We start from the raw sequence: 23,187 nt of genomic DNA on the forward strand, positions 1-23,187 counted from the left end.
GCTCCTCCTCCTTCTTAACTAACGTAACGGCTGACTTCTTGCACTGCCCGTTGAGGTAAAATACCTTGCACCACGTCTTCCACATCTTGTACACATTTTTCTCCCATCGCTTGCAGGCATTCCATGGTATAAGCGGAGGTGTGCGGTGTCATTACTACATTTTCAAACGCAAGATAAGGATGATTTTTCCGACCTGGTTCCTCTTCTAAAACATCTGTCCCAAGCCCAGCAATTTTGCCCGATTCTAAGCCGGCAATCATGGCTTCTTCATCAATCAAGGCGCCTCGTGCGCTATTGGAAAGATAGACGCCGTCTTTCATCTTGGCAATTTCCGCCGAGCCAATCATGTGATAACTTTCTTCAGTTAAATTGGCACATAAACAAATGATGTCAGCTGAAGCTAGCAACGTATCTAAGTCTACTTTTTTGGCTCCATAACTTTGCAGATAAGTGGCGGATTTATAGGGATCATACGCTAACACGTCACAGCGAAATCCGTTTCGTAACGTCTCAACGACACAACTTCCTGTGTTCCCAACACCAATGACACCCACAGTTTTGTTAAATAACGTCCGACCGACAAAATTCGCTCGTTTTTCCCATTGATCTGCTTTAACGCTGGCATCTGCAGCCACGGTTTGCCGTAAAACAGCTAGTAAATTTGTGACATTGTTTTCCGCCACGGCATCTCGTTCTACTAAAGCCGGGATGATGGAAACAATTGTGTCGTGCTGTTTTGCAGCGTCTAAATCGATGTTGTTATACCCAATACCATGGCGAGAAATCAGCAATAATTCATCTTTATGTTCAAAAAATTCTTTCGTGAAAAATGGCGTCACGCTAGCAATAATAATCGTATATCCTTGTAAACGTTCCGCTAACTCTTTCCCACCAATTTCACTGTCGACTGTAAAATGCTTTACGGTGCCTATTTTTTCTAAGCGCGTCAAGTGTTCAGGAAAAATTTGACCAAAACTACTGGAATTCACTATGGCAATTTTTTGTTTTTTTAACATGACTAAACTCCTTTACTGACTTTTTACGACTTCATGCCCGCCAAATCCTTGTCGCAAAGAAGCGACCACTTTGTTTGAAAAATGATTTGCTAGCATACTTTCATTTCGAGTAAATAAGGACAACGCCGTAGTTGGGACGGGCATCTCCAAACGCAATGCTTCTTCAATCATCCATTTGGCTTCGCCATTTGCTGCAACTTTCCCTTCTAAATTGGCTAACGTAGGATTTTCCGCAAAAACCTCTTTCGCTAAGCCCATCAAGCGAGCTTCAATAATCGAGCCGTGATTCCACACATCGGCTACTTTCTCCAACGCAAAATCATATTCGGCAGCTTCTAATAAATTGAATCCTTCGCCCATGGCTTGCATCATGACGTACTCAATCCCGTTATGCACCATTTTCAAATAGTGACCAGCTCCTGATTTTCCAGCATAAAGATACCCTTGTTCACAAGCTAAATCTTCAAAAAATGGGGTTAACACCTTGACAGCTTCAGGCGCACCGCCAACCATTAAACACGCTCCTTCCCGCGCTCCTTTGATGCCACCAGAAGTACCACAATCAATAAAATAAATTCCTTTTTCCTTAGCAAGCTGAGCATTCGCAACACTATCATGAAAATTTGAATTGCCACTATCCACAATGATATCCTCTGGTGCTAATTGCTCTACCAATTCTGCCACTAATTGATTGGTAATCTGACCAGCGGGGGTACTTAAAAAAATCACCTTCCTTTTATTAAGCGCTTTCAATAATTCCGGCAACGAATCTACAACGGAAAGCCCCTGCTCTCTAGCAGTCGCTCTTGCTCCCTTTGTTACATCAAAGCCAATAATGGGCCAGCCTTGTTCGTGAACATTTAACGCCATGTTCAAACCCATTTTCCCAAGTCCAATAAAGCCAATATCCATTTTTCTTTCACCTGCCTCTTTTGATACTTCAATCATAAAGGATAAAAAAAATAATGTAAACGATTACACTAATTAAAAAATATTTTTTATTTTTTAGCAAAAATCTTGCCTACTCAAAAGGTAAAACGTTTTTATTTTTAAGGAGCTTTCATACAAAAAACACAAGTAAATCTCTTGGTATCACGTTCTTTTTACTGGCTACTTTCTTTAGTTGAGAGAAGTCTTTTCAAGACCCCTTCATTTTTCAGAAAAAAGATTATTTATTTTTTTTGGCTTTTTTAAAGAATTTCTTTTTTGTGGAGAAAAAGAGAAATTGTATTTGTCCTCTTTTTCCACTATAATCAGTCTATACCAACAATGAAAAGGCATTCATTTTATTTTAAAAAAATAAGATTGGAGGAACGTGTTAATGAAAAACCACTATTTGGATCAACGGATTCGGATCAAAAAACCGAATTTGAGCCTCACAGAAAAGAAAATTTCCGATTACTTTGTTCATTCTGAATCATTATTGACACAAATGACGTTAGAAAGTCTGGCCAACGAAATTGGCGTCTCCCAATCTTCCGTGTATCAATTTGTAAAAAAGATTGGCTATTCTGGGTTCCAAGAATTTAAAATTGATATTGCTAGAAATTCTAATTATCAGCCGACTTTTCAAAACATCAATAGCGTGAATGGCGCCGATGATATTTCACCAGATGATGATAGTATTACCATTGCTAAAAAAGTCTTACAAGCCAATATTTATTCCCTCAGTAACGCCACACAGTTCTTAACAAAGGAGCTGTTAGATAACGTGTTGGCTTTGATGTATTCTGCCAAAACGCTTCACTTTTTTGGGCAAGGTGGCTCCTCGATTGTGGCTTTTGATAGTTTCCATAAATTCATTCGGACTAACTATCGGTGCAACTACATTTTTGATTACCACATGCAGTTAAGCTTTGTCACAAAATTAACCAGTGAAGATTGCGTGTTTATTTTTTCCCATTCAGGCAAAACCAAAGAATCAATCAACCTAGCACGACAAGTTAAAAAAACCAACGCAAAAATGATTACGTTAACTGGTAACAGCGGTTCAGAATTGGCAGGCTTGTCCGACGAAGCAATTATTGTCGTCACTGAAGAAGGCTTGTTTCGTGCGGAATCCTTGGCTTCACGGATTAGTTACTTAACGGTAATGGATATTTTATATACAAATACGATGTATCACAATTTTGATCAAAATGCCGATTCCTTGAAAAAAATCCGTGATAACATTAGCACGACTAAGACCGATCCGCATTATTTGTCGTAAAGATCTGAATGGTGCTTATTTTTGTAATATCGGTCCTCGCGAATTGGCTTTATACCGTGACTCTACATTTTATGAAGCAATTGAACTACCATGGAGGTATTTAAAGAGGTCGGGACAGAAGTGTTTAACTCCGAGAAATAAGAAGGAATTTCCGAAAATTGTTCTTTAATTTTTGGAGAATTTCGGCTTATTTCCGAAGGAGTTGCTTCTGTTCCCGCCGTTTATTAGTTTTTGAGCGTAGAGCAAAAATCCAAAGTGATTTTTGTCCCACGCTTTTTATCTTGTGGGTAAAAATAAGTTATAAAAAAGAACTTGGGGGTTATGTCCAAGTTCTTTCTAAATCTTAAGACAATTAGTTAAATGCATGTGTTGTCTTAGCTTCATTTTAAGTTTGCTTATTTCGTTCATTCCGTTACTTTAAATTGTTCGGATACATATTTAGCGTAAGTTTTATGTTTACTTACTAGCTCATCATGTTTTCCTGAACCAGTTACTTTCCCTTTTTCAACAAAGTAAATGCTATCCGCATCAACAATTGTCGACAATCTATGGGCAATAACCAATGTCGTTCGGCCCTTCATTAAATTAGACAATGCCTCTTGGACCTTCATCTCAGATTCTGAATCTAGGCTAGCAGTAGCTTCATCTAACATTAAAATCTTGGGATTCCGCAAGAATGCACGAGCAATTGCAATACGCTGCCTTTGTCCTCCAGAAATTTTAACGCCACGTTCACCGACTTCCGTATTCAATTTATCCGGCATTTCTTCTACAAATTTTCGCGCATATGCTAGTTCCAAGACATCCCATAGTTGTTCATCTGAGAAGTTTTCTGCTAAGCCATACGTTAGATTATCTCTGATTGTCCCTGCCATAATCGCAGAATCCTGTGATACAAAGCCGATTTGACGACGATAATCTGATAATTTGATATCTTTTATGTCAATATCTCCAAATTTAATTTGTCCTTCTGTAGGTTCATAAAACCTTTCAATTAAACTAAAAATCGTCGATTTCCCGCCACCTGATGGGCCAGCAAAAGCAATTACTTGGTTTGGCTGAGCAGTAAAAGAAATGTCTGTTAAGATAGGTTCCTCTGGTGCATCTTCATAAGAAAATTTTACATTTTTAACTGATAAAGTCTTTTCCGATAAATCAATATCTTGTCCACTTTCAAAGTCTTCAGGTTCTCTAGATAACAATTCTTGCACTCGTCGCGTTGATCCTGCTGCTTTAGCTACTTCAGAAAATAACGTCGCAATGATTGGCATGGCGCCAATAAGATTAAATAGATACATTAAGAAACTCATCAATGTTCCGATTGTCATCACACCAATGGCAATTCGATGCATCCCATATGCTAATAGCCCAAATACCATACTCATAAAGACCATCATCATAATTGGTTGCATAGATGCATCAAATATTGCTTCTTTTTTCCCTACATTAAATAACCGATCCACTTCATTTGCAGCACGAACCTGCGCCTGAGATTCAGCATTAGAAGTTTTGACTAAACGAATTTCACTCAACGTTTCAGTAGCAAGTCCATTAAATTGACTCATAGCATCTTGGCGAATGTGACTAACTTTTGAACCAAATGCCATTACTGGAATCATACAAAGGATTACAACAGGAACAGCAATTACCATAGCAAGCGACATATGCCAATCCATTTTAATCATCATATATACCGTACCAATAACTGTAATCACACTGGCAACTGTTTGAGGAAAAGTAACGGCTAACAATTGCTTAACTTGATTAGTATCATTTACGACCCGGCTGGATATTTCACCCGCTTTAACAGAGTCAAAATAAGAAACTTTTAGAATAGTTAATTTATTCCATAAGCGTTTACGCATATTTTGGATGACATTTTCACCAAAAATACCTAAAATTGTCCCTCCTAATGCAGAAACGAGTGCTGAAAATATAAATAATCCAACAACTTTACCTAATAAACTATAATCTACTCCCTTTTGAAAATTATTGACTAAACTTGAAGCAAGTTTTGGAACGTACACTTGGATACTAGAAGAAATCACAAGAAATATCATCCCAATGCCAAGCAGTAAATAGTTAGGCTCTGTCATCTTGATTAAGCCTAAAAATTCTTTAAACGAAAATTTTGTTTTATCTGCTCGGATAGAATCATGACTATTTTTGCCGCCTCCACCTACTGCCATTATCTTCTCCGACCTCTCTTCCATCCTTCAAAGCCACCGTATTCACCATTGAATTCACCAAATCTACCAAAGCCATCATGTCCCATCATCTGTTCTCTAGCTCTACCATATCTAGCTGATATTTTTCTGAAATGTTCCCAATTTTTATCGTCGCCAAAAATTGTTTCAATTTTATCTAAAAATTCTTCACTAGAAATATTCTTTTCTATACGTTCTAAATAATTATTTAAAGACTCTAGTTCCTCCTCTGAAAAGCCCTTAAACATTTCTTCATTAAATCCATTAGAAATATTTCCTTGAGTACTTAAACTTTCTCGTCCCTTATCGGTCAATACAACGAATGTGACCCGAGCATCTGATTCATTTTTGACTCGTTTAACTGCTTTAACAGACTCTAATTTTTTTATGATTTGTGTCACACTAGAAGGTTTTATATCTAAATATTCAGCGATTCTTCCAGCTGTTACATTTTCTTCAGAAGCAAGCAATTTTAACGTTTCAAAAGTGTTATCTGGTTTCTCCTCTATGCTAGAAGCAAAGATTAAGTAAGGTTGTTGAGCAATTTTTAATAGTTTATTTAAAATATCTGTTTTTTTCATAATTTCCTCCAAAAAATTTATTTAGTTTATATATAAGCTAACGAACTAAATAGTAATCTATTTAGTTTACTTTGTCAACAACAAACTAATTATTTATATGTAGATATAACCAAAATGAAAAATAGCATACAGAAATTGCCGATTTGTTTTATCGATTCATCTGTTCCTCTACTTAAAAATCTATTTGCCGATTCAATCATGAATACTAAAAAACGCTTGGCACAAGCCAAGCGTTTTGATTCTCTCTTTACATCGAACCTTTAAAAACATCTTTATTCTTAGCAAAATAATCAACACCAGAGTAAATGGTGAAAATCAAGCAGGCATATAGCATGATTTGATCTAGTGGTAGATGGAGTGCTGAAAATGGAATGTTGTTAATGAACAGTAAAATAATTGCAACCATTTGGGTAGCTGTTTTTACTTTTCCCGGCCAAGCTGCTGCCATTACTTCGCCATGTTCGACTAATAACAACCGTAAACCAGTTACTGCCAATTCACGACAAACAATAATTGCTACAATCCAAGCGGGTACTTTGCCTTGACCAACTAAGACGATAAAGGCGGTCATCACTAGCATTTTGTCCGCTAATGGGTCCGCAAATTTTCCGAAGTTCGTCACCAAGCCTTGCGCACGGGCAATTTTGCCATCCAACCAGTCTGTAAAACTAGCAACTGCAAAAATAATCGCGCCCACTAATTGGGTAACGGCTAACGTTGTGTCGCCAAAACTAATCGTTCCCCAGTCCATCGGCACCGACACAATAATAATAAAAATCGGAATCATAAATATTCTTAAAACTGTTAATTTATTTGGTAAATTCACTTCAATTGCCCCTTCCTTCTCCTATTCTATTTTACGTTATCTTGCTGGCAGTGTCACGAAAAAAAGAAAAGAATCTGGAATAATTGCCGTTTGACAGTTTATCCAGATTCTTCTTACACCATTTCTAACGATACGTAATCCCTAATGTAACATCCTTACGAATTAAAACTGGCGTTTTTTCCAGTGTTAAATCGGCGCCATCGACTTGAATGGCGACGTTATTTGAGGCGCCTAGGATCAGTGTTGCATTGGCGGCATTCGCAGGTAAAGCTGTTGTTTGGGTCTCTCCTGCTTGCAGGGTGTGTTGGTACGTATAGTTGCCATCGACCATCACGCCAATCCAGCAAGAGCCTTCAGTCCCTTTAAAGGTAATGTTGATTGGACTATTCGCATCTTTAACCGTTGCAGTCACTTGATTGTTGGCATCACTCACCACAGCCACAGCTGTTTTCTTCTCTGGTTCGCTTGAAGAAGACGGCGGTGTACTACTTTGTGTGCTACTTTCTGGGGCTTGACTTGATTCTTTGGGTTTTTCCACACTGGCACTAGTTGCCGGTGTTTGAATAATCGGTTCGGCTTTTTGATCTTGCCACATAATATACAGCACCACGACCGCAATGGCTAAACCAATTAACGAAAAGGCAATGGCTGGTAAGTTCCGCAGTAACCAACTGGATTGCTTTTCTTCGTCATGCAATTGCTTACGTGACCCTTCAAGCTCTTCATACACTGGCTTGGGTTCTTCGACAATTGCTGGTTCTTTGCCATCATAGATATCTACCAATTGATTGCCATCTAAGCCGACCGCACTTGCATATTGGCGGATAAACGCCCGCACATAAAAGGTGCCTGGTAAGGACTCAAAATCGTTTTGTTCAATAATTTCTAAATATCTTTTTTGAATTTTTGTCATTTGTTGCAGTTCATCAATTGAGATGTTCTTCTGCAATCTTGCTTCTTTTAGTGTTTCTCCAATATTTACGCTGGCCACTCGTCCATCTTCTCCAGTCTATTTTGTTAATTTATCGATTGTCTCATCAGTCTTTTTCAATTGCCAAGGAAAACATTCCCGTCCTTTAAGAATACCACAAAAGAAGCCAACTGAGGATAACAAAATTGAAAGATTTCAAAGATTTTTCTTTTTCTTAAACAGTTGGTTTATTGCTCGGTTTCTCCTTTAGGATACATGTAGAAACGGCTCAATCCTTCTTCACGAATAAAGGTCTCTGCTACTTGGCGGACGTCGGCTAATTGAATGCTTTCAATGACTTCAATCTTATCAAACAGCGTGGTTTCCCCAAACAATGATTGTGAAAATTGGTTGGCGATATACTCTAAAGAGTTTAAGGATTGGAAATATTTACCAATCATTTTTTTCTTCAATAAGGACAAATTTTCTTCCGTTAATTCTGGACTTGTTGTGGCAGATAATAAAATAGCTTCAATTCGTTCTGCTAAGACTTCTGGTTGCTCACTATCGCCGCCAATATCCGCAAAATGGAAACTGCGATCTAAATTAAAGTCATAACTAAAACTATCATCTAACAAGCCTTCATCATAAAGAGCCAAATAGTTTTGAGAGGTATTACCAAACAATAATTGTAACAACAAATTCACGGTGACTTGATATTTCATTAAGTCACGACCCGTTGTTGGCACTTCATCTAAGCCTTTCAAGCCAACAAGCACTTTTGCCCGTGTGACTGCCATTTCAATGGCGCTCTCTTTGACAATGTCAGCAGCTGTTTCTTCAGGAAAATGCCGACGAATAGGTTGGGCGGCAGGAAACTCTTTCGCCGCTTGGTTTTCACGAATGAACGCCATTAACGCTTCGGGGTCCATTTTTCCTACCACGAATAAGGTCATATTACTTGGATGATAAAACGTATTGTAGCATGTATACAAATCTTCTGCGGTAATCTCCGCAATACTTGCCACTGTACCGGCAATATCAATGTGCAATGGATGTTTCGGATAAAGGTTGCCTAAAATCCCAAAGAACAAGCGCCAGTTAGGATCATCTAAATACATTTGAATTTCTTGTCCGATGATGCCTTTTTCTTTTTCGACCGTTTCCTTCGTGAAATACGGCGATTGCACAAAATCAAGCAACGTTTCTAGATTTTGTGTCACTTGATCCGTCGTTGAAAACAAATAACTCGTCTTCGTAAAACTGGTAAAGGCATTCGCTGAAGCCCCTTGTTGCCCAAATTTTTGGAAGACATCGCCATCTTCTTTTTCAAACATTTTATGTTCTAAAAAGTGGGCGATTCCGTCAGGTACTTCAATCATTTCCTCTTGACCAATTGGCACGAACGTATTGTCAATGGAACCATAATCGGTCGTAAACAAGCCATACGTTTTTTGGAAATCATTTTTCGGTAATAGGTAAACTTTTAAACCATTCGCCAGTGTTTCTGTATACAATGTTTCTTTAATTTGTGCATAGTCTTTTTTAATCATTTTCCGTTTCTCCTTCCAAAAAGAAGATCGCTTGAAGTTCCAAGCGTTTGGCCACTTCTTGGATTTCTGAAATGGTCACGGCATTGATCCGCGCAATCCATTCCTCCGCCGTCAGCATCGTCTGTGGCATTAATTGGTTCAAGTATTCTTTTTCCAGCCACGCGCCTGCATTATCTAACGCTAAGATATACTGATTTTTTAGCATTGCTTTCGTTTGTTCAATTTCTAATTCGCTAATCTTACCTAAGCGAATATTTTCCAATTCTGTCGAAATCAAACGCAAGACCTGATTCCGATTTTTGCCATCGATTCCTGTTTGAACCGTCATGAAGCCACGGAAGGTGTCGATACTACTAGAAGCATAATACGCTAAATGCTCTTTTTCACGGACATTCATAAATAATTTAGAATGCGGGAAACCGCCAAAAATCCCATTAAACACTTGCAACGCAAAATAATAGCTATCGCCATAATAAATATCCGTGTTGTAAGCCAAGTTTAATTTCGATTGGGCTAACACCTCACGCTCGGTCCGCTCTTCAATCACGTTGCGAATCGGTTGATTGTAGAAAATCGCGGCTTTGCCTTCTTCACGAGGCGTAAACGGTAATTGCTTGAATAATGGCACTAACTCCGCCTCATTGACATCGCCTAAAACAAAAATATCCACTTGATCTTCCGCCAGCATTTTTTGATAATATGCCGCTAATGACGCCGCAGTTTCCTCAGCTAACGCCGCAACGGTCCCGAAACTAGGGATTTTTTGATCCTCCGATTGATTAAAATAGACACTTTGAAGCGCCAAAGAAGCATAGGTTTGCTTATCCTCCACAATACTTTCCAAGTACGCTTTCAAGTTCTCTTTCTCCCGTTGGAAGGTTTCCGCCTCGAATTGGCCCGCTTGAATATTAGGGGCAAAAATAATTTCCTTCAAAAAGTCCACCGCTTCGGCGAGAACCTGACTATCCTGTAAATAACGATCATTGACAATGTTCATAGAAACATTAAACCAATGTTGATTGCCTTTTTTGGAAACGCCAATCCCGAAGCTGGCGCCGTAAAGTTCCGCCAAACGCTCACTTAACTTGACTTGATTCGGGTAATTCAAGCTGTTGGTTTCCATCAAACTGGACAACAGCGTTCTTTTTGTAATGGTTTCATGATTTAATCGTGTATTAAAGCGGACTAAAAGACGCACCGTTTTATATTTTTCTGTAGGAATGACGTGTAAATTCACGCCTTTAACTAATTGAACAGACATTGCCGCATCGCTCCTTCATTTGCTTCATCTTACCTAAAGAATGCTGTGAAATATATGTATCGCGTAAATTCTAAAGCATTTTTTAATGTTTTTTCCAATAGCTCCATTATAACACAGCTTCAGGTGCTTTCTGAATGATAAGAGTTTTTCAGTTCAAATTTTCAAGAAGATTCGGTATACTGTTTTTAAAGTGAGGAGGGAAAAAAGAATGATTAAAGAATTTAAAGAGTTTATCATGCGCGGGAGTGTCTTAGACCTAGCCGTTGGTGTTGTCATTGGTAGTGCGTTTACAGCGATTGTGACACAAGTGGTGGAAGGCTTGATTACCCCGTTAATTAGTCTGATTTTTGTCTTGACGACTGGGAAAAAGAGCGCCGACGATGCATTGGGTGCCCTTGTCTATAAAGTCGAAGGCGTTGAATTCAATATTGGTAGCGTGATTAGTGCACTTATTACATTTTTAATTACGGCCTTCGTCCTCTTCTTGATTGTCAAAGCGGCCAACAAAATGAAAAACCGCGGCAAAAAAGAAGAAGCGGCAGAAGAAGTGGTACCAACAAGCGAAGATTACTTAAAAGAAATTCGCGACTTATTAGCGGCGCAAACACCGCCTGCTGAAACTGTCAAAACAGACAGCACTTTCACAGAGAAATAAGCAAAAAGTCATCCTAAGGGGATGACTTTTTTGTTTGGACTTACACAGATGGTCCGGCGACGAGGTTCCACGTGATACTGCCTGTGTAGGCCCCTGCTTTAATATTGTTGGCTGGTGTTGTGATGTTTAAAGCTGTATTAAACAGTGAAAATTGCCATAATCCTTGGCCTTGACCAGCTGCTGCGTTAGCCATTAATTGGGCTTCCCCGCCTAAATCAAGGGTCCAATTTTGCGGAGCAGCCAGTTGTGGTCTGACTTCTGGCGCAGAGACGGCTGTCGTCAGAGCTACATAGCTATTGTTTGTTGCCTCGTATTCCAAATCAAGTTGAGTAATCAGCGCCACTTTAATGTTGCCTTGTAAGCTTTCAGTGCCTAATTTTAGGCCATTAGATTGGGCCGTTAAATGCCAGCCTTCTTTGCCGCCGCGTACGTCACCGACACCAATCATTTCTGTATGGCCGTTGACGGCTTCTGGGTCTCTTTGGTTAAGAATTGGTTTCGTTAAATCATCAGAAATTGATAATTTCCCAAAATTAAATTCGCGAGGAATAAACAGTAAATCAAAGTTACTGTTTGAGCCATTCGGGTCTGGATCAACGGTATTGGCATCGCCGTTGCCGTCTGGCAACGTGCCGCCTTCAAATGTTGCTGTGACTGGCGTATTCCCTGTCGTAGTCGCCTGTGCCGAAAGTGGGGCTAAACTAGCACCAACCACTGCGCTACCAACTAATAAACTTGCCATCATTTTCTTTTTCATTTGTGTTCTTCTCCTTTACGATTGAATGATTATTAGAGGGCAGACCAGCAGCAGTTATCCGCTGATGGTCCGTCCTCTGTTTTTTGTTGCTTGTGCTTAGATAGATGGTCCTGCGACGAGGTTCCAGGTGATGTTGCCTGTGTAGGCACCTGCTTTGATTTGTTGCATTGGGGTTGTGACGTTTAATGAAACATTATTAAACCCACTAGCCCAAGTTCCTTGTCCATTACCAACAGAAGCAGTTATTAAGGTAGCAGCACCACCACCAATTTTCATGTTTGTTCCACTAAAGATAGGCTCTGTCGGCTCATCAACAATATTCACACCGTTCAAAGTTGAAGTTGCTGTATAACCTTGAAGTGTACTATCATACTGAGCATAATAAGGAGTTAACCCAAAATTAATTTCACCGGATAATGAGTCTTCAGCATTTTTCATTTCTGTTATCTCACCAGTTACATGCCAACCTTCTTTGGTGCCTCGTACATCTCCAACATAGATAGTTTTAGTGAGACTACTCGCAAGTTTGATAGCTGAGATATCCTCTCCAATTTTAACAGGAGAAAAATTAAAGTTTCTAGGTATAACTAGTAAATCAAAATCTGTATTTGGCTTCGTCGGATCAGGGGCGACATTTTCACCCGTATTATCCTCATGATCTGGCAACACCCCTCCACCAAACTCTACCTGCACTGGCGTATTCCCTGTCGTAGTCGCCTGTGCCGAAAGGGGTGCTAAACTTGCGCCCACCACTGCGCTACCAACCAATAAACTTGCCATCATTTTCTTTTTCATCATAATATGTACGTCTCCTTTTACTGTATGAATTTCCAGAGCGCGCGGTTCTTTTTTCTGCGCTTCCGAAGCTATAGCCTTATTATACAAGAATCTGCCCTCTTCGTAATTTTAAATATTTAACAGCCATTCGTAAAAACTGATGATTCCTTTAAAACCAAGCGTTTCTCTTGATTTCAAGCTTTAATTTCAGCACTTTTTGATATTTATAAATGTTATTTAATGATTTTTTCGTCAAATTCGTTTAAAAAACAAGGAGAAAACGTCAAAAAGTAAGAGTTGTACCTCTACTTTTTGACGTTTTCTCCTAAAATCTTATACATTTACCGGCGGTTCTTGCGAAAAAACCGTCAATTTTCATTTAATGACAGCCGTTTTTGTATTTGTTCGTCACGAAGACTTACAATTTACGGCGACGAGCGAATTCCACAAACTTAAATTTGTTTAAGCGGTGACGAGATTCCGTATAGCCAAAACAGCGGGTATCTTCCAAGTTCATGATACTACGGACCACGACGACATGATTGCCTTCGACTTCACCAATCAGCTGCTTGTCCATCTCTGTGAGCGGTTCCACGGTAATCTCTTTCTGGGCATAACTAATCGCCAAGCCAAGGTCGTTTTCCAGATAATCGAAAATCGAATCTTCGGCACGGTGCTTCGGCAGTTCTGGGACAATCTCTTTAATCAAGTAATCAATATCTAAAATATCGACTTCCCCTTCAATCTCCCGTTGCCGAACTAAGCGCCACACAGGGGCCCCTTCCGTCCAACCAGTCAACTGAGCCAAGTTGCGCTCCACAGGAATTTCTTCTAAGGAAACCACATGAGTATGACTTTCAATATGTTGCGTTTGTTGTAACTCCTTGTAACTGGTCACCCCTGAAATAGGAAAATTAAACTTTTTAAAGTTGAGCACAATCGAGCCTTTGCCTTGTTTTTTCTGAATGTAGCCAGCGTTAATCAGTAAATTCAAGGCTTTCCGAATTGTTTCACGGGAAACATTGTAAGTTTCCACTAATTGATTTTCACTAGGTAATAAATCGCCTGGCTGATAGTCGCCTTGGACAATTTGTTGTTCTAATTCTAAAAATATGTCATGAAACTTGTTCATGCCGATCCTCCTCTACCAACAATTTCTTTTCTAAAAGCATAGCATATTCCCTCCGAAAAACCTAGAGCTGGTCAGAAAAATCCCCCGCACTTTCTGCCTTGCTTACGCCACTTACTCCCCCAGCCAAACCACTGCTTGACCGCCTTTTTTTCGGACCCAGCGCAGTCTGTTACAGGCCCCTTCTGGAAAACTTTTCCCAAGAATCTGGGGAAAATCCTTGTAATTCTGATTCGTTCATACTATACTGTAGTCAAATGAAACATGTCTATACAAGTTCACAAGGAGGCGCCAAACATGACCATTTTAGAATTAACATTCGCAACGAACCAACTAACGACGACTTTTTTTAACCATAAATTGGAACCGCTTCACCAAAAAACATTCCCTTTTGAAGCCTTGACTATCGAAGAAACGGTTCCTGAACTGTGCCAATTGATTTTGGCAGAGGCGGCACCGATTCTGGGGGGGATTGTGGCTGATTTCCCAGCGGACTTCTTTTCGCCAGAGGAAACGTTGGCGCTGGTTCCGCAAGCGGTGATTCAAGCATTCGCGGAACAGTTGAACACGCCACTTTTAACGGCAGCCGAACAAGCGGCGGCACCGAATCTGCTAGAAGCATTTGAAGAAAAACGGCAGTATCTGGCTTGGCATTTGGACTATTATGGCTACGTGCCTGGGAAAAATGAATATGCGGTGGAGTCCCTGTTAACTGTCGGCAATGGCTTTTTAGGCTTGCGCGGCACGACACCTGAGATGACGATTTCTGATGATCATTATCCAGCGACCTACATTGCGGGACTTTATAATACAGCGGCTTCGGAAGTTGCGGGTCAAGTAGTGGAAAATGAAGATTTCGTCAATGCTCCTGACAACCAACACATCGCTTTAAAAATTGGCGATGCCACTGACTGGTTAACGATTTCCCCAGACACGCTACAACAATTACACCGTCAATTGAACTTGAAAACGGGATTGTTTGTCGCAGAAATGATTTTGAAAGATGCGGACAATCAGCAAATTAAATTAACGACGAAAAAAATCGCCAATATGGCACAGCCGAATGACTATCATCTGCAATATACGTTTGAGCCGTTAAACTTTTCAGCCCCGATTACTTTGAAAACCGTCACGGATGGCAGTGTCTACAACTATAACGTGGCGCGGTATCGTAACTTAACAGCGAAACATTTTCAGGTGACAGCATTAAGCGCGCAGGAAAACAAAACCGTGATTGAGGTTTGTACCAATCAATCCAACTTGAGCGTCCGAGAAACGGCCTTGATAACTGGTGATTTTTTTGAAAAAGAAGCCATTACGATTCAAGAAGAAGCGGAGAAAATCGCCCAAGTGGTGACCGTGATGGCGCACCAAGGAACGCGCTATACGCTAGAAAAGCAAGTCTTTGTGCAAGCCAGCCACGCCGAACAAAGTTGGCAGGTGCCGTTTACGCCGAAGGACTCTTTTGCGGCCGCCGCTCAGGAAAGCGCCCGCGCTTGGCAAACCCTTTGGCAACAAGCCAACATTACCGTGACAGGCGATTTGATGTCTCAAAAACTTTTACGGATTCACAGTTATCACTTGCTGGCTTCGGCTTCGCCTTTTAGTAACCAAGCGCAAGCATTGGACGTCTCGATTACCGCCCGAGGCTTGCATGGTGAAGCGTATCGTGGACATATTTTCTGGGATGAAATTTTTATTTTACCTTTTTATATTCAACATTATCCTGACACAGCGAAACAATTGTTGCTGTATCGCTACCACCGATTAGAGAAGGCGAAGGAAAATGCGGCGGCCAGCCAGTATCGTGGCGCAATGTATCCGTGGCAATCAGGGCGTGATGGGCGTGAAACCACGCAAAAACTTCACTTAAATCCGTTGAATGGACATTGGGGCGAGGATCATAGTATTCTGCAACGGCATGTTTCCTTGGCGATTGCTTACAATGCTTGGTTGTATTGGCATAGTACACAGGATCATGAATTTATGAAACAATATGGCGGCGAAATGTTGTTAGAAATCGCTCAATTTTGGAACAGCGCTGCGACGTTAGATGACGCAACAGGACGGTTCTTTATTGATAAAGTGATGGGACCTGATGAGTTTCACGAGGGCTATCCAGACCAAGCGGAAAGCGGCTTGAAAAACAACGCCTATACGAATTTGATGGTGGTTTGGCTATTCGAAGAATTAACCAACATTTTGGCACTTTTCTCTGAGGAAGAACAGGCACAACTTTTTGCCAAAACTCAGACCTCTTCGGCTGATCTAGCCCGCATGCAGCAAATTCAAAATTCACTGGAAATTGAAGTTAATTCTGACGGCATTATTGCGCAATATGAAGGGTATTTCGGCTTAAAAGAGATTGACTGGGCGGCGATGAAAGAGAAATACGGCAATATTTACCGCATGGATCGAATTTTAAAAGCCGAAGGAGAATCTCCCGATGATTACAAAGTGGCGAAACAAGCCGACACGTTAATGTTGTTCTACAACTTAGACAAAACTCGGGTGGATCAAATTTTAGAAGATTTAGGGTATCAATTGCCTGCGGATTATTTGGAAAAAAATCTTTTGTATTATCTAAAACGGACGTCTCATGGTTCGACTTTGTCACGAATTGTTCATGCCCAATTGGCAGAAATGGCGCAATTCCATGAGCTATCTTGGCAACTTTATCAAGAAGCGTTGTATTCCGATTATCGTGACATTCAAGGTGGCACGACCGCTGAAGGGATTCATACAGGGGTCATGGCTGCGACGATCCACGTTACTTTAGCGACGTATGCAGGCGTTGACACGCGCCAGAACGAGTTATCAATTTGTCCAAACTTACCTGAACATTGGCAATCGCTGGCCTTCCAGTTTATTCATCAAGGCGTGACGTACCAATTTTCATTAACACAAACCAGTGTCACGATTACAGCAGATAAAGACACACAATTATTGGTTCAGGGCGCGTTGATTCCGTTAACCGCCGAACGACCAAAAGAAGTACATTATCAATAAAGGAGCGAACCACAATGACGATTGGATTTATTTTTGATTTGGATGGTGTCATTACTGACACCGCCAAATTTCATTATCAAGCTTGGAAAGCGTTGGCCGATTCGCTAGGTATTCCCATTGACGAAACCTTCAACGAAACATTAAAAGGCATTAGTCGGATGGATTCCTTGGACCGCATTTTAGCCCATGGCCACCGTGAAAATGCGTTTACTCCAGCAGAAAAAGAAGCCTTAGCTCAGCAAAAAAATGATCACTACGTTCAATTATTAGAACATTTAACAACAGAAGATGTTTTACCTGGTGTCGTGCCATTGCTACAGCAAGCCCAAGCACGTCACATTCCCTGTGCCGTGGCTTCGGCTTCAAAAAACGCGCCCCTGATTTTGGAAAAATTAGGCGTGCGCGCGTACTTCGCCACAATTGTCGATCCCGACTCATTAAGCAAAGGCAAACCTGATCCTGAAATCTTTTTAGCCGCCGCTGACAGTATTGGCGTGCTACCGCAAAACGCCATTGGCTTTGAAGATGCACAATCAGGCATTGACGGCTTGAAAGCCGCAGGCATCTATGCCGTCGGCTTGTCGGCCAACCAATCCTTACTCGGAGCCGACATACAAGTCTCTGAAATGACTGAACTAAACGTTGATGCACTGCTCAATCGCTAAAGAAGGACAAGAACCTTTAGCAGCAGGCACCTCTTTTCATCTACATTGTATCTATGCTAGAATGTAGATGAAAAGAGAGAGATGCGTCAACATACCTCTCTAGTGTAGAGCCGTTTGAGACGGTGACCGATTGTATTATTTAAAAATAACCGTACTGGTCAAAGTAGACGGTTATTTTTTATTGTCATTTTTAACAGCTTTTAGGATTTCACGGATTAACGCTAAATTTATTCGTACTTTTCGGGAAAATGTGCTATAATGAAAACGAAAAGAGAGATATGCGTCAACATACCTCTCTGATGTAGAGCCGTTTAAGACGGTGACCGATTTAGTTATAAAAAATAACCGTACCAGTCAAAGTAGACGGTTATTTTTTATTGTCATTTTTAAGCAATTTCACAATCAGCGCAATCAAAGCAATGGTAAACATACCAAACCCTAGGATCGTCTGAATTGTTTCATATGCTGACAAAAGGCCTCTCCTTTCTGTAAATTTTGGAAGTACGCTCATACGCACCACCTCACCGAAAGAGGAAAGTCTCTGCTCCTACGCTTCTCACTTTGTTGCGATGCTCGTCGCAAAGCGCATGTTCCTTTGCGCTTGCCTCCGCCTTAACTTCTCTACACTTAGATTATACCATGTGAAACTAAAAAATAATTAGTTTTAAATATATTTTTTTAGGGAAATGTGCTATAATGAAAATGAAAAGAGAGATATGCTTCAACATACCTCTCTGATGCAGAGCCGTTTAAGACGGTGACCGATTGTATTATTTAAAAATAACCGTACTGGTCAAAGTAGACGGTTATTTTTTATTGTCATTTTTAAGCAATTTCACAATCAGTGCAATCAAAGCAATGCTAAACATACCAAACCCTAGGATCGTCTGAATTGTTTCATATGCTGACAACAGGCCTCTCCTTTCTGTAAATTTTGGAAGTACGCTCATACGCACCACCTCACCGAAAGGGGAAAGTCTCTGCTCCTACGCTTCTCACTTTGTTGCGATGCTCGTCGCAAAGCGCATGTTCCTTTGCGCTTGCCTCCGCCTTAACTTCTCTACACTTATCGTATATCATGAATGCCTAATAAATATTCAGGTTACAATATATTTTTAGATAAAATGATTTAGAGAAAAAACCCGCCCACATCAGAAAAATGATGTGGGCGGTTTTTATAATTATTTATTTTTTGTTTCAAATAACGGACTAACTGGTTTGTTTTCGTGGATACGTTTAATCGCATCTCCGATTAATTCACCAACGCTGACTTCGTCAATTTTAGCAATTTTACGATCATCAGATAGGTAAATAGAGTCTGTTACAACTAAGCGTTCAATTGCTGAATCTTCAATACGTTGTAAGGCTGGTCCTGATAAAACGGGATGTGTACAAGAAGCGTAAACGTCTTTTGCTCCGGCTTCTTTCAATGCGTTTGCAGCAAGAGAAATTGTCCCCGCTGTGTCAATCATGTCATCAATTAAGACACATGTTTTGCCTTCCACATGACCAATGATATTCATTACTTCTGCTACGTTCGCTTTTGGACGACGTTTGTCAATGATCGCAATTGGTGCTTTTAAGAATTCTGCCAATTTACGCGCACGCGTTACACCACCATGGTCAGGGGAAACAACAACGACGTCATCGCCTTGAATGCCGTGTTCGATGAAGTAATCGGCAATTAATGGTGCACCCATCAAATGATCCACTGGAATATCAAAGAATCCTTGAATTTGGACCGCATGTAAGTCCAATGTCAACATTCTTGTTGCACCAGCTTTTTCAATCATGTTTGCAACAAGTTTAGCAGTGATTGGTTCCCGGGCACGTGCTTTACGGTCTTGACGTGCATACCCATAATAAGGCATAACCACGTTAATTGTTTTAGCACTCGCACGTTTTAACGCATCAATCATGATTAATAGTTCCATTAAGTTATCGTTAACAGGGCTACTTGTTGATTGAATGACGTAAACATGTGCACCACGAATACTTTCTTCAATATTCACTTGAATTTCGCCATCACTAAATTGTGTTACAGAGCACTTTCCTAGCTCCACACCCACAGCATCCGCAATTTTTTCTGCTAAGGGACGATTAGAGTTCAAAGAAAAGATTTTCAATCTTGGATCAAAATAATGTTTCGACATTAGAACCTCCACTTTCTATTTCAGCCAATTCGTTAAAACTGAACAATACTTTCCTTCTAAAATAATAGTAGTCCTAGCCAAATAAATCAAGAGATTTTCTGTATTTCATACAAGATATTCATCAAAAGTCGCTTTCTTCTAACTATTTTATCGTATTTGTCTAAAAAATGAGGATTATTTGAATAAAGAAAGGTACTCGCCATAGCCTTCTTTTTCTAAATCTGCCACTGGCACAAATCTCAAAGCTGCCGCATTAATGCAATAACGTAAGCCACCTTCTTGGAGTGGGCCATCAGTGAAAACATGCCCTAAATGTGAATCCGCTTCTTGACTGCGAACTTCTACTCGGTGCATGCCGTGACTAAAATCAGCTTTTTCTTTGACGCCACGTTTTTCAATTGGTTTGGTAAAGGATGGCCAGCCACAACCAGCATCGTATTTGTCCAAGGAGCTAAACAACGGCTCGCCACTAACAATGTCTACATAGATTCCGTCTTGGTAAAAGTCATCATATTCTCCTGAAAAAGGGCGCTCTGTTGCGTTTTCTTGTGTGACGGCATATTGAAGATCCGTCAAGGTTTGTTTTAATTCTTCTTCTGTTGGTTTTGTCATTCTGTCCACTCCTTTTCTTCTGTTCAATTTATTGGGTTCAATGATACCACGTTTGCCAAACAGGCACCTAATAGTTTGCATAGTAAAAGACAGTCCTTTCTCTTTTTGACGAATGAAAAGGACTGTCTTTTATTAGTTGAATTCTTTTAGTAGTCGGGCTACTTTGGCAATTGGTAAACCCATAATGGCGTAATAATCGCCGGCGATTGCTTCAATTAGTAATGCTCCTTGTCCTTGGATACCATAAGCGCCTGCTTTGTCGGCATATTCTGCGGTGTCTAAGTAAGCATGGATTTCCGTGTCTGTCAGTGGATAAAACGTCACGGTTGAATGAACTGTCGCGGAGCGCTCTTTTTCCCCTTGTTTCAACGTCACACTTGTATACACGTCATGTGTTTTGCCACTTAGGAGGCGCAACATGCGATAACCGTCTTCCCGAGAAGTCGGTTTGCCGAGGATTTCTCCCGCCAATGCCACAATTGTATCGCAGCCAATGACTAGTGCTTCGGGGGATTGTTCTGCTATAGCCGCTGCTTTTTGGGCAGCCATTTGCGCCACATATTCTGCTGGTAAGCCGTCTTTGCCAACAGTTTCATCGATATCGGCTGGTGCAATCGTAAAAGTTGGAACCACACGCTTTAATAACTCCTGACGGCGAGGAGATTGGGATGCTAAAATAATTTGCATAAAATGATGACGCCTCGTTTCTTTTTAATGGGGGTCTTGAATGCGTTTAAACATTCGTTCCATATCTGAATTCGTAAAATGAATCAGCACCGGACGTCCATGCGGACAATTAAACGGATTTTCGCACAAGGCTAAATCTTTTAATAGCACGCGTGCTTGTTGCTCATTGAGGTAATGATTGGCTTTGATGGATCGCTTACAGCTCATCATAATGGCAGTTGCTTCACGGAATTTTTTCACGCTGACCGAGCCAGTTGTTAGCAACATGTCAATCATCTCGCGAACAATGCTTTCCTCTTCGCCTGCAGGATACCAAGTTGGGTGCGCCCGCACAATGAAACTATTTTGTCCAAAGTCTTCCAAATGGATGCCGACTTCCGCAAGGGTTTCTTTCTGCTCTTTAATTTTCAAGGCATCGCTATTTGGATAATCAATAACGATTGGTACCAATAGTTCTTGTAAATCATCACTGACTTCGCCAATTTTTTCACGGAAGTACTCGTATTTAATTCGTTCTTGGGCAGCGTGTTGGTCGATAATAAACAGGCCATCTTTGCTTTGTGCGAATAAATAAGTTCCGTGCATTTGACCGAAGTATTCTAGCTCAGGAAAGCGTTCTGTTGGTCGTTCTTCTTCCAACTTATTCAGGGCTTGTTTCAGTTCTCTTTGACTCGCAGCGCTATTGGCATCGAATTCTGGGTGAAGTTTCATTTCTTCTTGGAAAACCTCGTCAGCAGCCTCTGATGAACGCAGAGAAGGTTCTGAATCAGGCACTTCAGTTATTTTCGTTTCTTCGGCTATTACCTGTTGCTCATTACTAGCTGTTTCCCAATGATTTGCGGAATCAGCAGCTGCCGAAGAGGTTTCGTAAGCTGACGTTTCTTCCGCTACACTCGTTGATTCTGGCACTGGCGGCGCAAATGGATCGTCCATTGGGTCCACTGCTCTTTCTGTCTGGTTGACAGATTCAGGGGCGCTTGAGGCTGGTGTTTCGTCTGTCGCATGTTCCGCATAGAAGCGGCCTGTTGCGGGATTATAGCTTAAGCTGCCCGGTCGTTGTTTTACCGCAGGTTGTTCAGTCGATAAAGGAATTTCCATTTGTTCGGCTTTAGGTTCTGGCGGTAGTTTCTTTTTAAAACGCAAATTGTCTGCCGCATTGGGAATCAACTGTTCTTGGCTCAACACTTCTTGAATCGCCTGTTCAATTAATGCCATTAAATCTTTTTCTTTACTTAAACGAACTTCTTGCTTAGTAGGATGGACATTGACATCGACTAATAGCGGATCCATTTCAATTTCTAACACAGCAATTGGAAAACGCCCCACCATTAGTTTCGAACCATAGCCGGCTACAATTGCTTTATTTAACGCGAAATTTTTAATATAACGACCATTGATAATCGTTGATAAATAGTTACGGCTGGCCCGTGTGACTTCTGGCAATGAGACATACCCTGTCAAAGTAAAATCAAGGTCTTTTCCTTCAATTTTCAACATTTTCTTTGCGGTGCTAATGCCATAAATCCCCGCAATCGTTTGTTTTAAATCGCCATTGCCTGTTGTACTCATCATTTTGTGGCCGTCATGAACTAAGCGAAAAGCGACTTTAGGGTGACTTAACGCCAGACGATTGACAATGTCACCGATATTGGCCAATTCCGTTTGGATCGTTTTGACGTATTTCAAACGAGCGGGCGTATTATAAAATAAATTAGAAACGGTCATTTTTGTGCCTTTACGGAGGGCTGCTGGTCGGTTTTCTTCGACCTTGCCCCCTTTTAGAATCACATAGCTGCCTTCTTCTTCCTCAGCTGTGGCAGTTTCGACAATCATTTCAGAAACTGAGGCAATACTTGGTAAGGCTTCGCCTCGGAACCCCAAGCTGCGAATTCGGAACAAATCATCTCTTGTATGAATTTTGCTTGTGGCATGGCGTTTGAAGGCATTCAGTACATCTTCTTTGGCAATTCCTTCACCATTATCAATAATTTGAATGGTTTTCAAGCCAGCTTCTTCAATAAAAATATCAATTTGGGTGCTTCCTGCATCCAGTGCATTTTCCACCAATTCTTTGACGACAGAAGCGGGACGTTCAACAACTTCACCAGCAGCAATCTGGTTGGCTAGTTGTTCGGATAGTTCTTGAATTTTCCCCATTTCACGACCTCCTAACCGGTTCG

At 40.7% G+C, this 23,187-nt stretch carries 21 protein-coding genes; 4 read left to right on the plus strand and 17 right to left on the minus strand.

The window, feature by feature from the left end:
• Nucleotides 1–14 precede the first annotated feature (14 nt).
• Entirely contained in the window at nucleotides 15–1,016 is a 1,002-nt protein-coding gene (locus tag IGK54_RS12225) for a D-isomer specific 2-hydroxyacid dehydrogenase family protein (RefSeq protein WP_002368455.1), read from the minus strand.
• Nucleotides 1,017–1,028: 12 nt separating this feature from the next.
• Nucleotides 1,029–1,964, minus strand: a complete 936-nt coding sequence (gnd, locus tag IGK54_RS12230; protein ID WP_002368456.1) for a phosphogluconate dehydrogenase (NAD(+)-dependent, decarboxylating) — start codon at nucleotides 1,962–1,964, stop codon at nucleotides 1,029–1,031.
• Nucleotides 1,965–2,337: 373 nt separating this feature from the next.
• Here gnd and IGK54_RS12235 point away from each other — a divergent pair, with 373 nt between their 5' ends.
• Nucleotides 2,338–3,225, plus strand: coding sequence for a MurR/RpiR family transcriptional regulator (locus tag IGK54_RS12235; protein ID WP_048737430.1), 888 nt, complete (start codon nucleotides 2,338–2,340; stop codon nucleotides 3,223–3,225).
• 404 nt (nucleotides 3,226–3,629) lie between these two features.
• Here IGK54_RS12235 and IGK54_RS12240 read toward each other — a convergent pair whose 3' ends face one another.
• The 6 genes from IGK54_RS12240 to yfmF form a co-directional block, all read right to left on the minus strand.
• Nucleotides 3,630–5,414, minus strand: a complete 1,785-nt coding sequence (locus IGK54_RS12240) for an ABC transporter ATP-binding protein (protein WP_002370114.1) — start codon at nucleotides 5,412–5,414, stop codon at nucleotides 3,630–3,632.
• On the minus strand, nucleotides 5,414–6,013 hold the full coding sequence (locus IGK54_RS12245) for a MarR family winged helix-turn-helix transcriptional regulator (protein WP_002359022.1): 600 nt from the start codon (nucleotides 6,011–6,013) through the stop codon (nucleotides 5,414–5,416). The genes IGK54_RS12240 and IGK54_RS12245 overlap by 1 nt, the downstream gene beginning before the upstream one ends.
• A gap of 247 nt (nucleotides 6,014–6,260) precedes the next feature.
• Nucleotides 6,261–6,839 carry a CDP-diacylglycerol--glycerol-3-phosphate 3-phosphatidyltransferase gene (gene pgsA / locus IGK54_RS12250; protein WP_002365382.1) on the minus strand — a complete coding sequence of 193 codons (579 nt, stop codon included), beginning with the start codon at nucleotides 6,837–6,839 and terminating at the stop codon, nucleotides 6,261–6,263.
• A gap of 124 nt (nucleotides 6,840–6,963) precedes the next feature.
• On the minus strand, nucleotides 6,964–7,830 hold the full coding sequence (locus IGK54_RS12255; protein ID WP_002359020.1) for a RodZ domain-containing protein: 867 nt from the start codon (nucleotides 7,828–7,830) through the stop codon (nucleotides 6,964–6,966).
• 167 nt (nucleotides 7,831–7,997) lie between these two features.
• Nucleotides 7,998–9,302: an EF-P 5-aminopentanol modification-associated protein YfmH gene (gene yfmH, locus IGK54_RS12260; protein ID WP_002380969.1), complete on the minus strand. Its 1,305-nt coding sequence runs from the start codon at nucleotides 9,300–9,302 to the stop codon at nucleotides 7,998–8,000.
• Entirely contained in the window at nucleotides 9,295–10,563 is a 1,269-nt protein-coding gene (gene yfmF / locus IGK54_RS12265; protein ID WP_002378983.1) for an EF-P 5-aminopentanol modification-associated protein YfmF, read from the minus strand. Before yfmF ends, yfmH begins: the two co-directional genes overlap by 8 nt.
• A gap of 208 nt (nucleotides 10,564–10,771) precedes the next feature.
• Between yfmF and mscL the strand changes: the two genes are divergently transcribed.
• Nucleotides 10,772–11,218, plus strand: coding sequence for a large conductance mechanosensitive channel protein MscL (mscL, locus tag IGK54_RS12270; RefSeq protein WP_033919012.1), 447 nt, complete (start codon nucleotides 10,772–10,774; stop codon nucleotides 11,216–11,218).
• 40 nt (nucleotides 11,219–11,258) lie between these two features.
• On the opposite strand, the gene IGK54_RS12275 is transcribed toward mscL, so the two are convergent.
• The 3 genes from IGK54_RS12275 to treR form a co-directional block, all read right to left on the minus strand.
• Nucleotides 11,259–11,975, minus strand: coding sequence for a WxL domain-containing protein (locus IGK54_RS12275; protein WP_430603052.1), 717 nt, complete (start codon nucleotides 11,973–11,975; stop codon nucleotides 11,259–11,261).
• Between the two features lie 96 nt (nucleotides 11,976–12,071).
• A complete protein-coding gene (locus IGK54_RS12280; protein WP_430603375.1) occupies nucleotides 12,072–12,770 on the minus strand; it encodes a WxL domain-containing protein in 699 nt (232 codons plus the stop codon).
• A 400-nt stretch (nucleotides 12,771–13,170) separates the two neighbouring features.
• On the minus strand, nucleotides 13,171–13,884 hold the full coding sequence (gene treR, locus IGK54_RS12285) for a trehalose operon repressor (RefSeq protein WP_002354877.1): 714 nt from the start codon (nucleotides 13,882–13,884) through the stop codon (nucleotides 13,171–13,173).
• 261 nt (nucleotides 13,885–14,145) lie between these two features.
• Between treR and IGK54_RS12290 the strand changes: the two genes are divergently transcribed.
• The gene (locus tag IGK54_RS12290; protein ID WP_430603054.1) at nucleotides 14,146–16,890 is read left to right on the plus strand and encodes a glycoside hydrolase family 65 protein; all 2,745 of its coding nucleotides are present in this window, start codon (nucleotides 14,146–14,148) and stop codon (nucleotides 16,888–16,890) included.
• A 14-nt stretch (nucleotides 16,891–16,904) separates the two neighbouring features.
• On the plus strand, nucleotides 16,905–17,555 hold the full coding sequence (pgmB, locus tag IGK54_RS12295; RefSeq protein ID WP_430603056.1) for a beta-phosphoglucomutase: 651 nt from the start codon (nucleotides 16,905–16,907) through the stop codon (nucleotides 17,553–17,555).
• A gap of 367 nt (nucleotides 17,556–17,922) precedes the next feature.
• On the opposite strand, the gene pepG1 (IGK54_RS12300) is transcribed toward pgmB, so the two are convergent.
• From pepG1 (IGK54_RS12300) to mutL, 6 genes are all read right to left on the minus strand, one after another.
• Nucleotides 17,923–18,066 carry a type I toxin-antitoxin system toxin PepG1 gene (gene pepG1, locus IGK54_RS12300; RefSeq protein WP_002392696.1) on the minus strand — a complete coding sequence of 48 codons (144 nt, stop codon included), beginning with the start codon at nucleotides 18,064–18,066 and terminating at the stop codon, nucleotides 17,923–17,925.
• A gap of 295 nt (nucleotides 18,067–18,361) precedes the next feature.
• Nucleotides 18,362–18,505, minus strand: a complete 144-nt coding sequence (pepG1, locus tag IGK54_RS12305) for a type I toxin-antitoxin system toxin PepG1 (protein ID WP_202497224.1) — start codon at nucleotides 18,503–18,505, stop codon at nucleotides 18,362–18,364.
• Between the two features lie 231 nt (nucleotides 18,506–18,736).
• A complete protein-coding gene (locus IGK54_RS12310) occupies nucleotides 18,737–19,708 on the minus strand; it encodes a ribose-phosphate diphosphokinase (protein WP_002381060.1) in 972 nt (323 codons plus the stop codon).
• A gap of 174 nt (nucleotides 19,709–19,882) precedes the next feature.
• The gene (gene msrB, locus IGK54_RS12315) at nucleotides 19,883–20,320 is read right to left on the minus strand and encodes a peptide-methionine (R)-S-oxide reductase MsrB (RefSeq protein ID WP_002354871.1); all 438 of its coding nucleotides are present in this window, start codon (nucleotides 20,318–20,320) and stop codon (nucleotides 19,883–19,885) included.
• Between the two features lie 132 nt (nucleotides 20,321–20,452).
• The gene (locus IGK54_RS12320; protein ID WP_002354869.1) at nucleotides 20,453–21,007 is read right to left on the minus strand and encodes a Maf family protein; all 555 of its coding nucleotides are present in this window, start codon (nucleotides 21,005–21,007) and stop codon (nucleotides 20,453–20,455) included.
• Between the two features lie 24 nt (nucleotides 21,008–21,031).
• Nucleotides 21,032–23,164, minus strand: a complete 2,133-nt coding sequence (gene mutL, locus IGK54_RS12325; RefSeq protein WP_142957075.1) for a DNA mismatch repair endonuclease MutL — start codon at nucleotides 23,162–23,164, stop codon at nucleotides 21,032–21,034.
• Between the last annotated feature and the right edge of the window lie 23 nt (nucleotides 23,165–23,187).

It is taken from the genome of Enterococcus sp. DIV2384 (genome assembly GCF_050534975.1).
In the GTDB taxonomy this organism is placed as follows: Bacteria; Bacillota; Bacilli; order Lactobacillales; family Enterococcaceae; genus Enterococcus; species Enterococcus faecalis.

What these genes read in the sequence shown, in the direction of transcription:
- IGK54_RS12225 (WP_002368455.1), bottom strand. Translation starts at nt 1,016, where the DNA reads ATGTTAAAAAAACAAAAAATTGCCATAGTGAATTCCAGTAGTTTTGGT.
- gnd (WP_002368456.1), bottom strand. Translation starts at nt 1,964, where the DNA reads ATGATTGAAGTATCAAAAGAGGCAGGTGAAAGAAAAATGGATATTGGC.
- IGK54_RS12235 (WP_048737430.1), top strand. Translation starts at nt 2,338, where the DNA reads ATGAAAAACCACTATTTGGATCAACGGATTCGGATCAAAAAACCGAAT.
- IGK54_RS12240 (WP_002370114.1), bottom strand. Translation starts at nt 5,414, where the DNA reads ATGGCAGTAGGTGGAGGCGGCAAAAATAGTCATGATTCTATCCGAGCA.
- IGK54_RS12245 (WP_002359022.1), bottom strand. Translation starts at nt 6,013, where the DNA reads ATGAAAAAAACAGATATTTTAAATAAACTATTAAAAATTGCTCAACAA.
- yfmH (WP_002380969.1), bottom strand. Translation starts at nt 9,302, where the DNA reads ATGATTAAAAAAGACTATGCACAAATTAAAGAAACATTGTATACAGAA.
- yfmF (WP_002378983.1), bottom strand. Translation starts at nt 10,563, where the DNA reads ATGTCTGTTCAATTAGTTAAAGGCGTGAATTTACACGTCATTCCTACA.
- mscL (WP_033919012.1), top strand. Translation starts at nt 10,772, where the DNA reads ATGATTAAAGAATTTAAAGAGTTTATCATGCGCGGGAGTGTCTTAGAC.
- IGK54_RS12275 (WP_430603052.1), bottom strand. Translation starts at nt 11,975, where the DNA reads ATGAAAAAGAAAATGATGGCAAGTTTATTAGTTGGTAGCGCAGTGGTT.
- IGK54_RS12280 (WP_430603375.1), bottom strand. Translation starts at nt 12,770, where the DNA reads ATGAAAAAGAAAATGATGGCAAGTTTATTGGTTGGTAGCGCAGTGGTG.
- treR (WP_002354877.1), bottom strand. Translation starts at nt 13,884, where the DNA reads ATGAACAAGTTTCATGACATATTTTTAGAATTAGAACAACAAATTGTC.
- IGK54_RS12290 (WP_430603054.1), top strand. Translation starts at nt 14,146, where the DNA reads ATGTCTATACAAGTTCACAAGGAGGCGCCAAACATGACCATTTTAGAA.
- pgmB (WP_430603056.1), top strand. Translation starts at nt 16,905, where the DNA reads ATGACGATTGGATTTATTTTTGATTTGGATGGTGTCATTACTGACACC.
- pepG1 (WP_002392696.1), bottom strand. Translation starts at nt 18,066, where the DNA reads ATGAGCGTACTTCCAAAATTTACAGAAAGGAGAGGCCTTTTGTCAGCA.
- pepG1 (WP_202497224.1), bottom strand. Translation starts at nt 18,505, where the DNA reads ATGAGCGTACTTCCAAAATTTACAGAAAGGAGAGGCCTGTTGTCAGCA.
- IGK54_RS12310 (WP_002381060.1), bottom strand. Translation starts at nt 19,708, where the DNA reads ATGTCGAAACATTATTTTGATCCAAGATTGAAAATCTTTTCTTTGAAC.
- msrB (WP_002354871.1), bottom strand. Translation starts at nt 20,320, where the DNA reads ATGACAAAACCAACAGAAGAAGAATTAAAACAAACCTTGACGGATCTT.
- IGK54_RS12320 (WP_002354869.1), bottom strand. Translation starts at nt 21,007, where the DNA reads ATGCAAATTATTTTAGCATCCCAATCTCCTCGCCGTCAGGAGTTATTA.
- mutL (WP_142957075.1), bottom strand. Translation starts at nt 23,164, where the DNA reads ATGGGGAAAATTCAAGAACTATCCGAACAACTAGCCAACCAGATTGCT.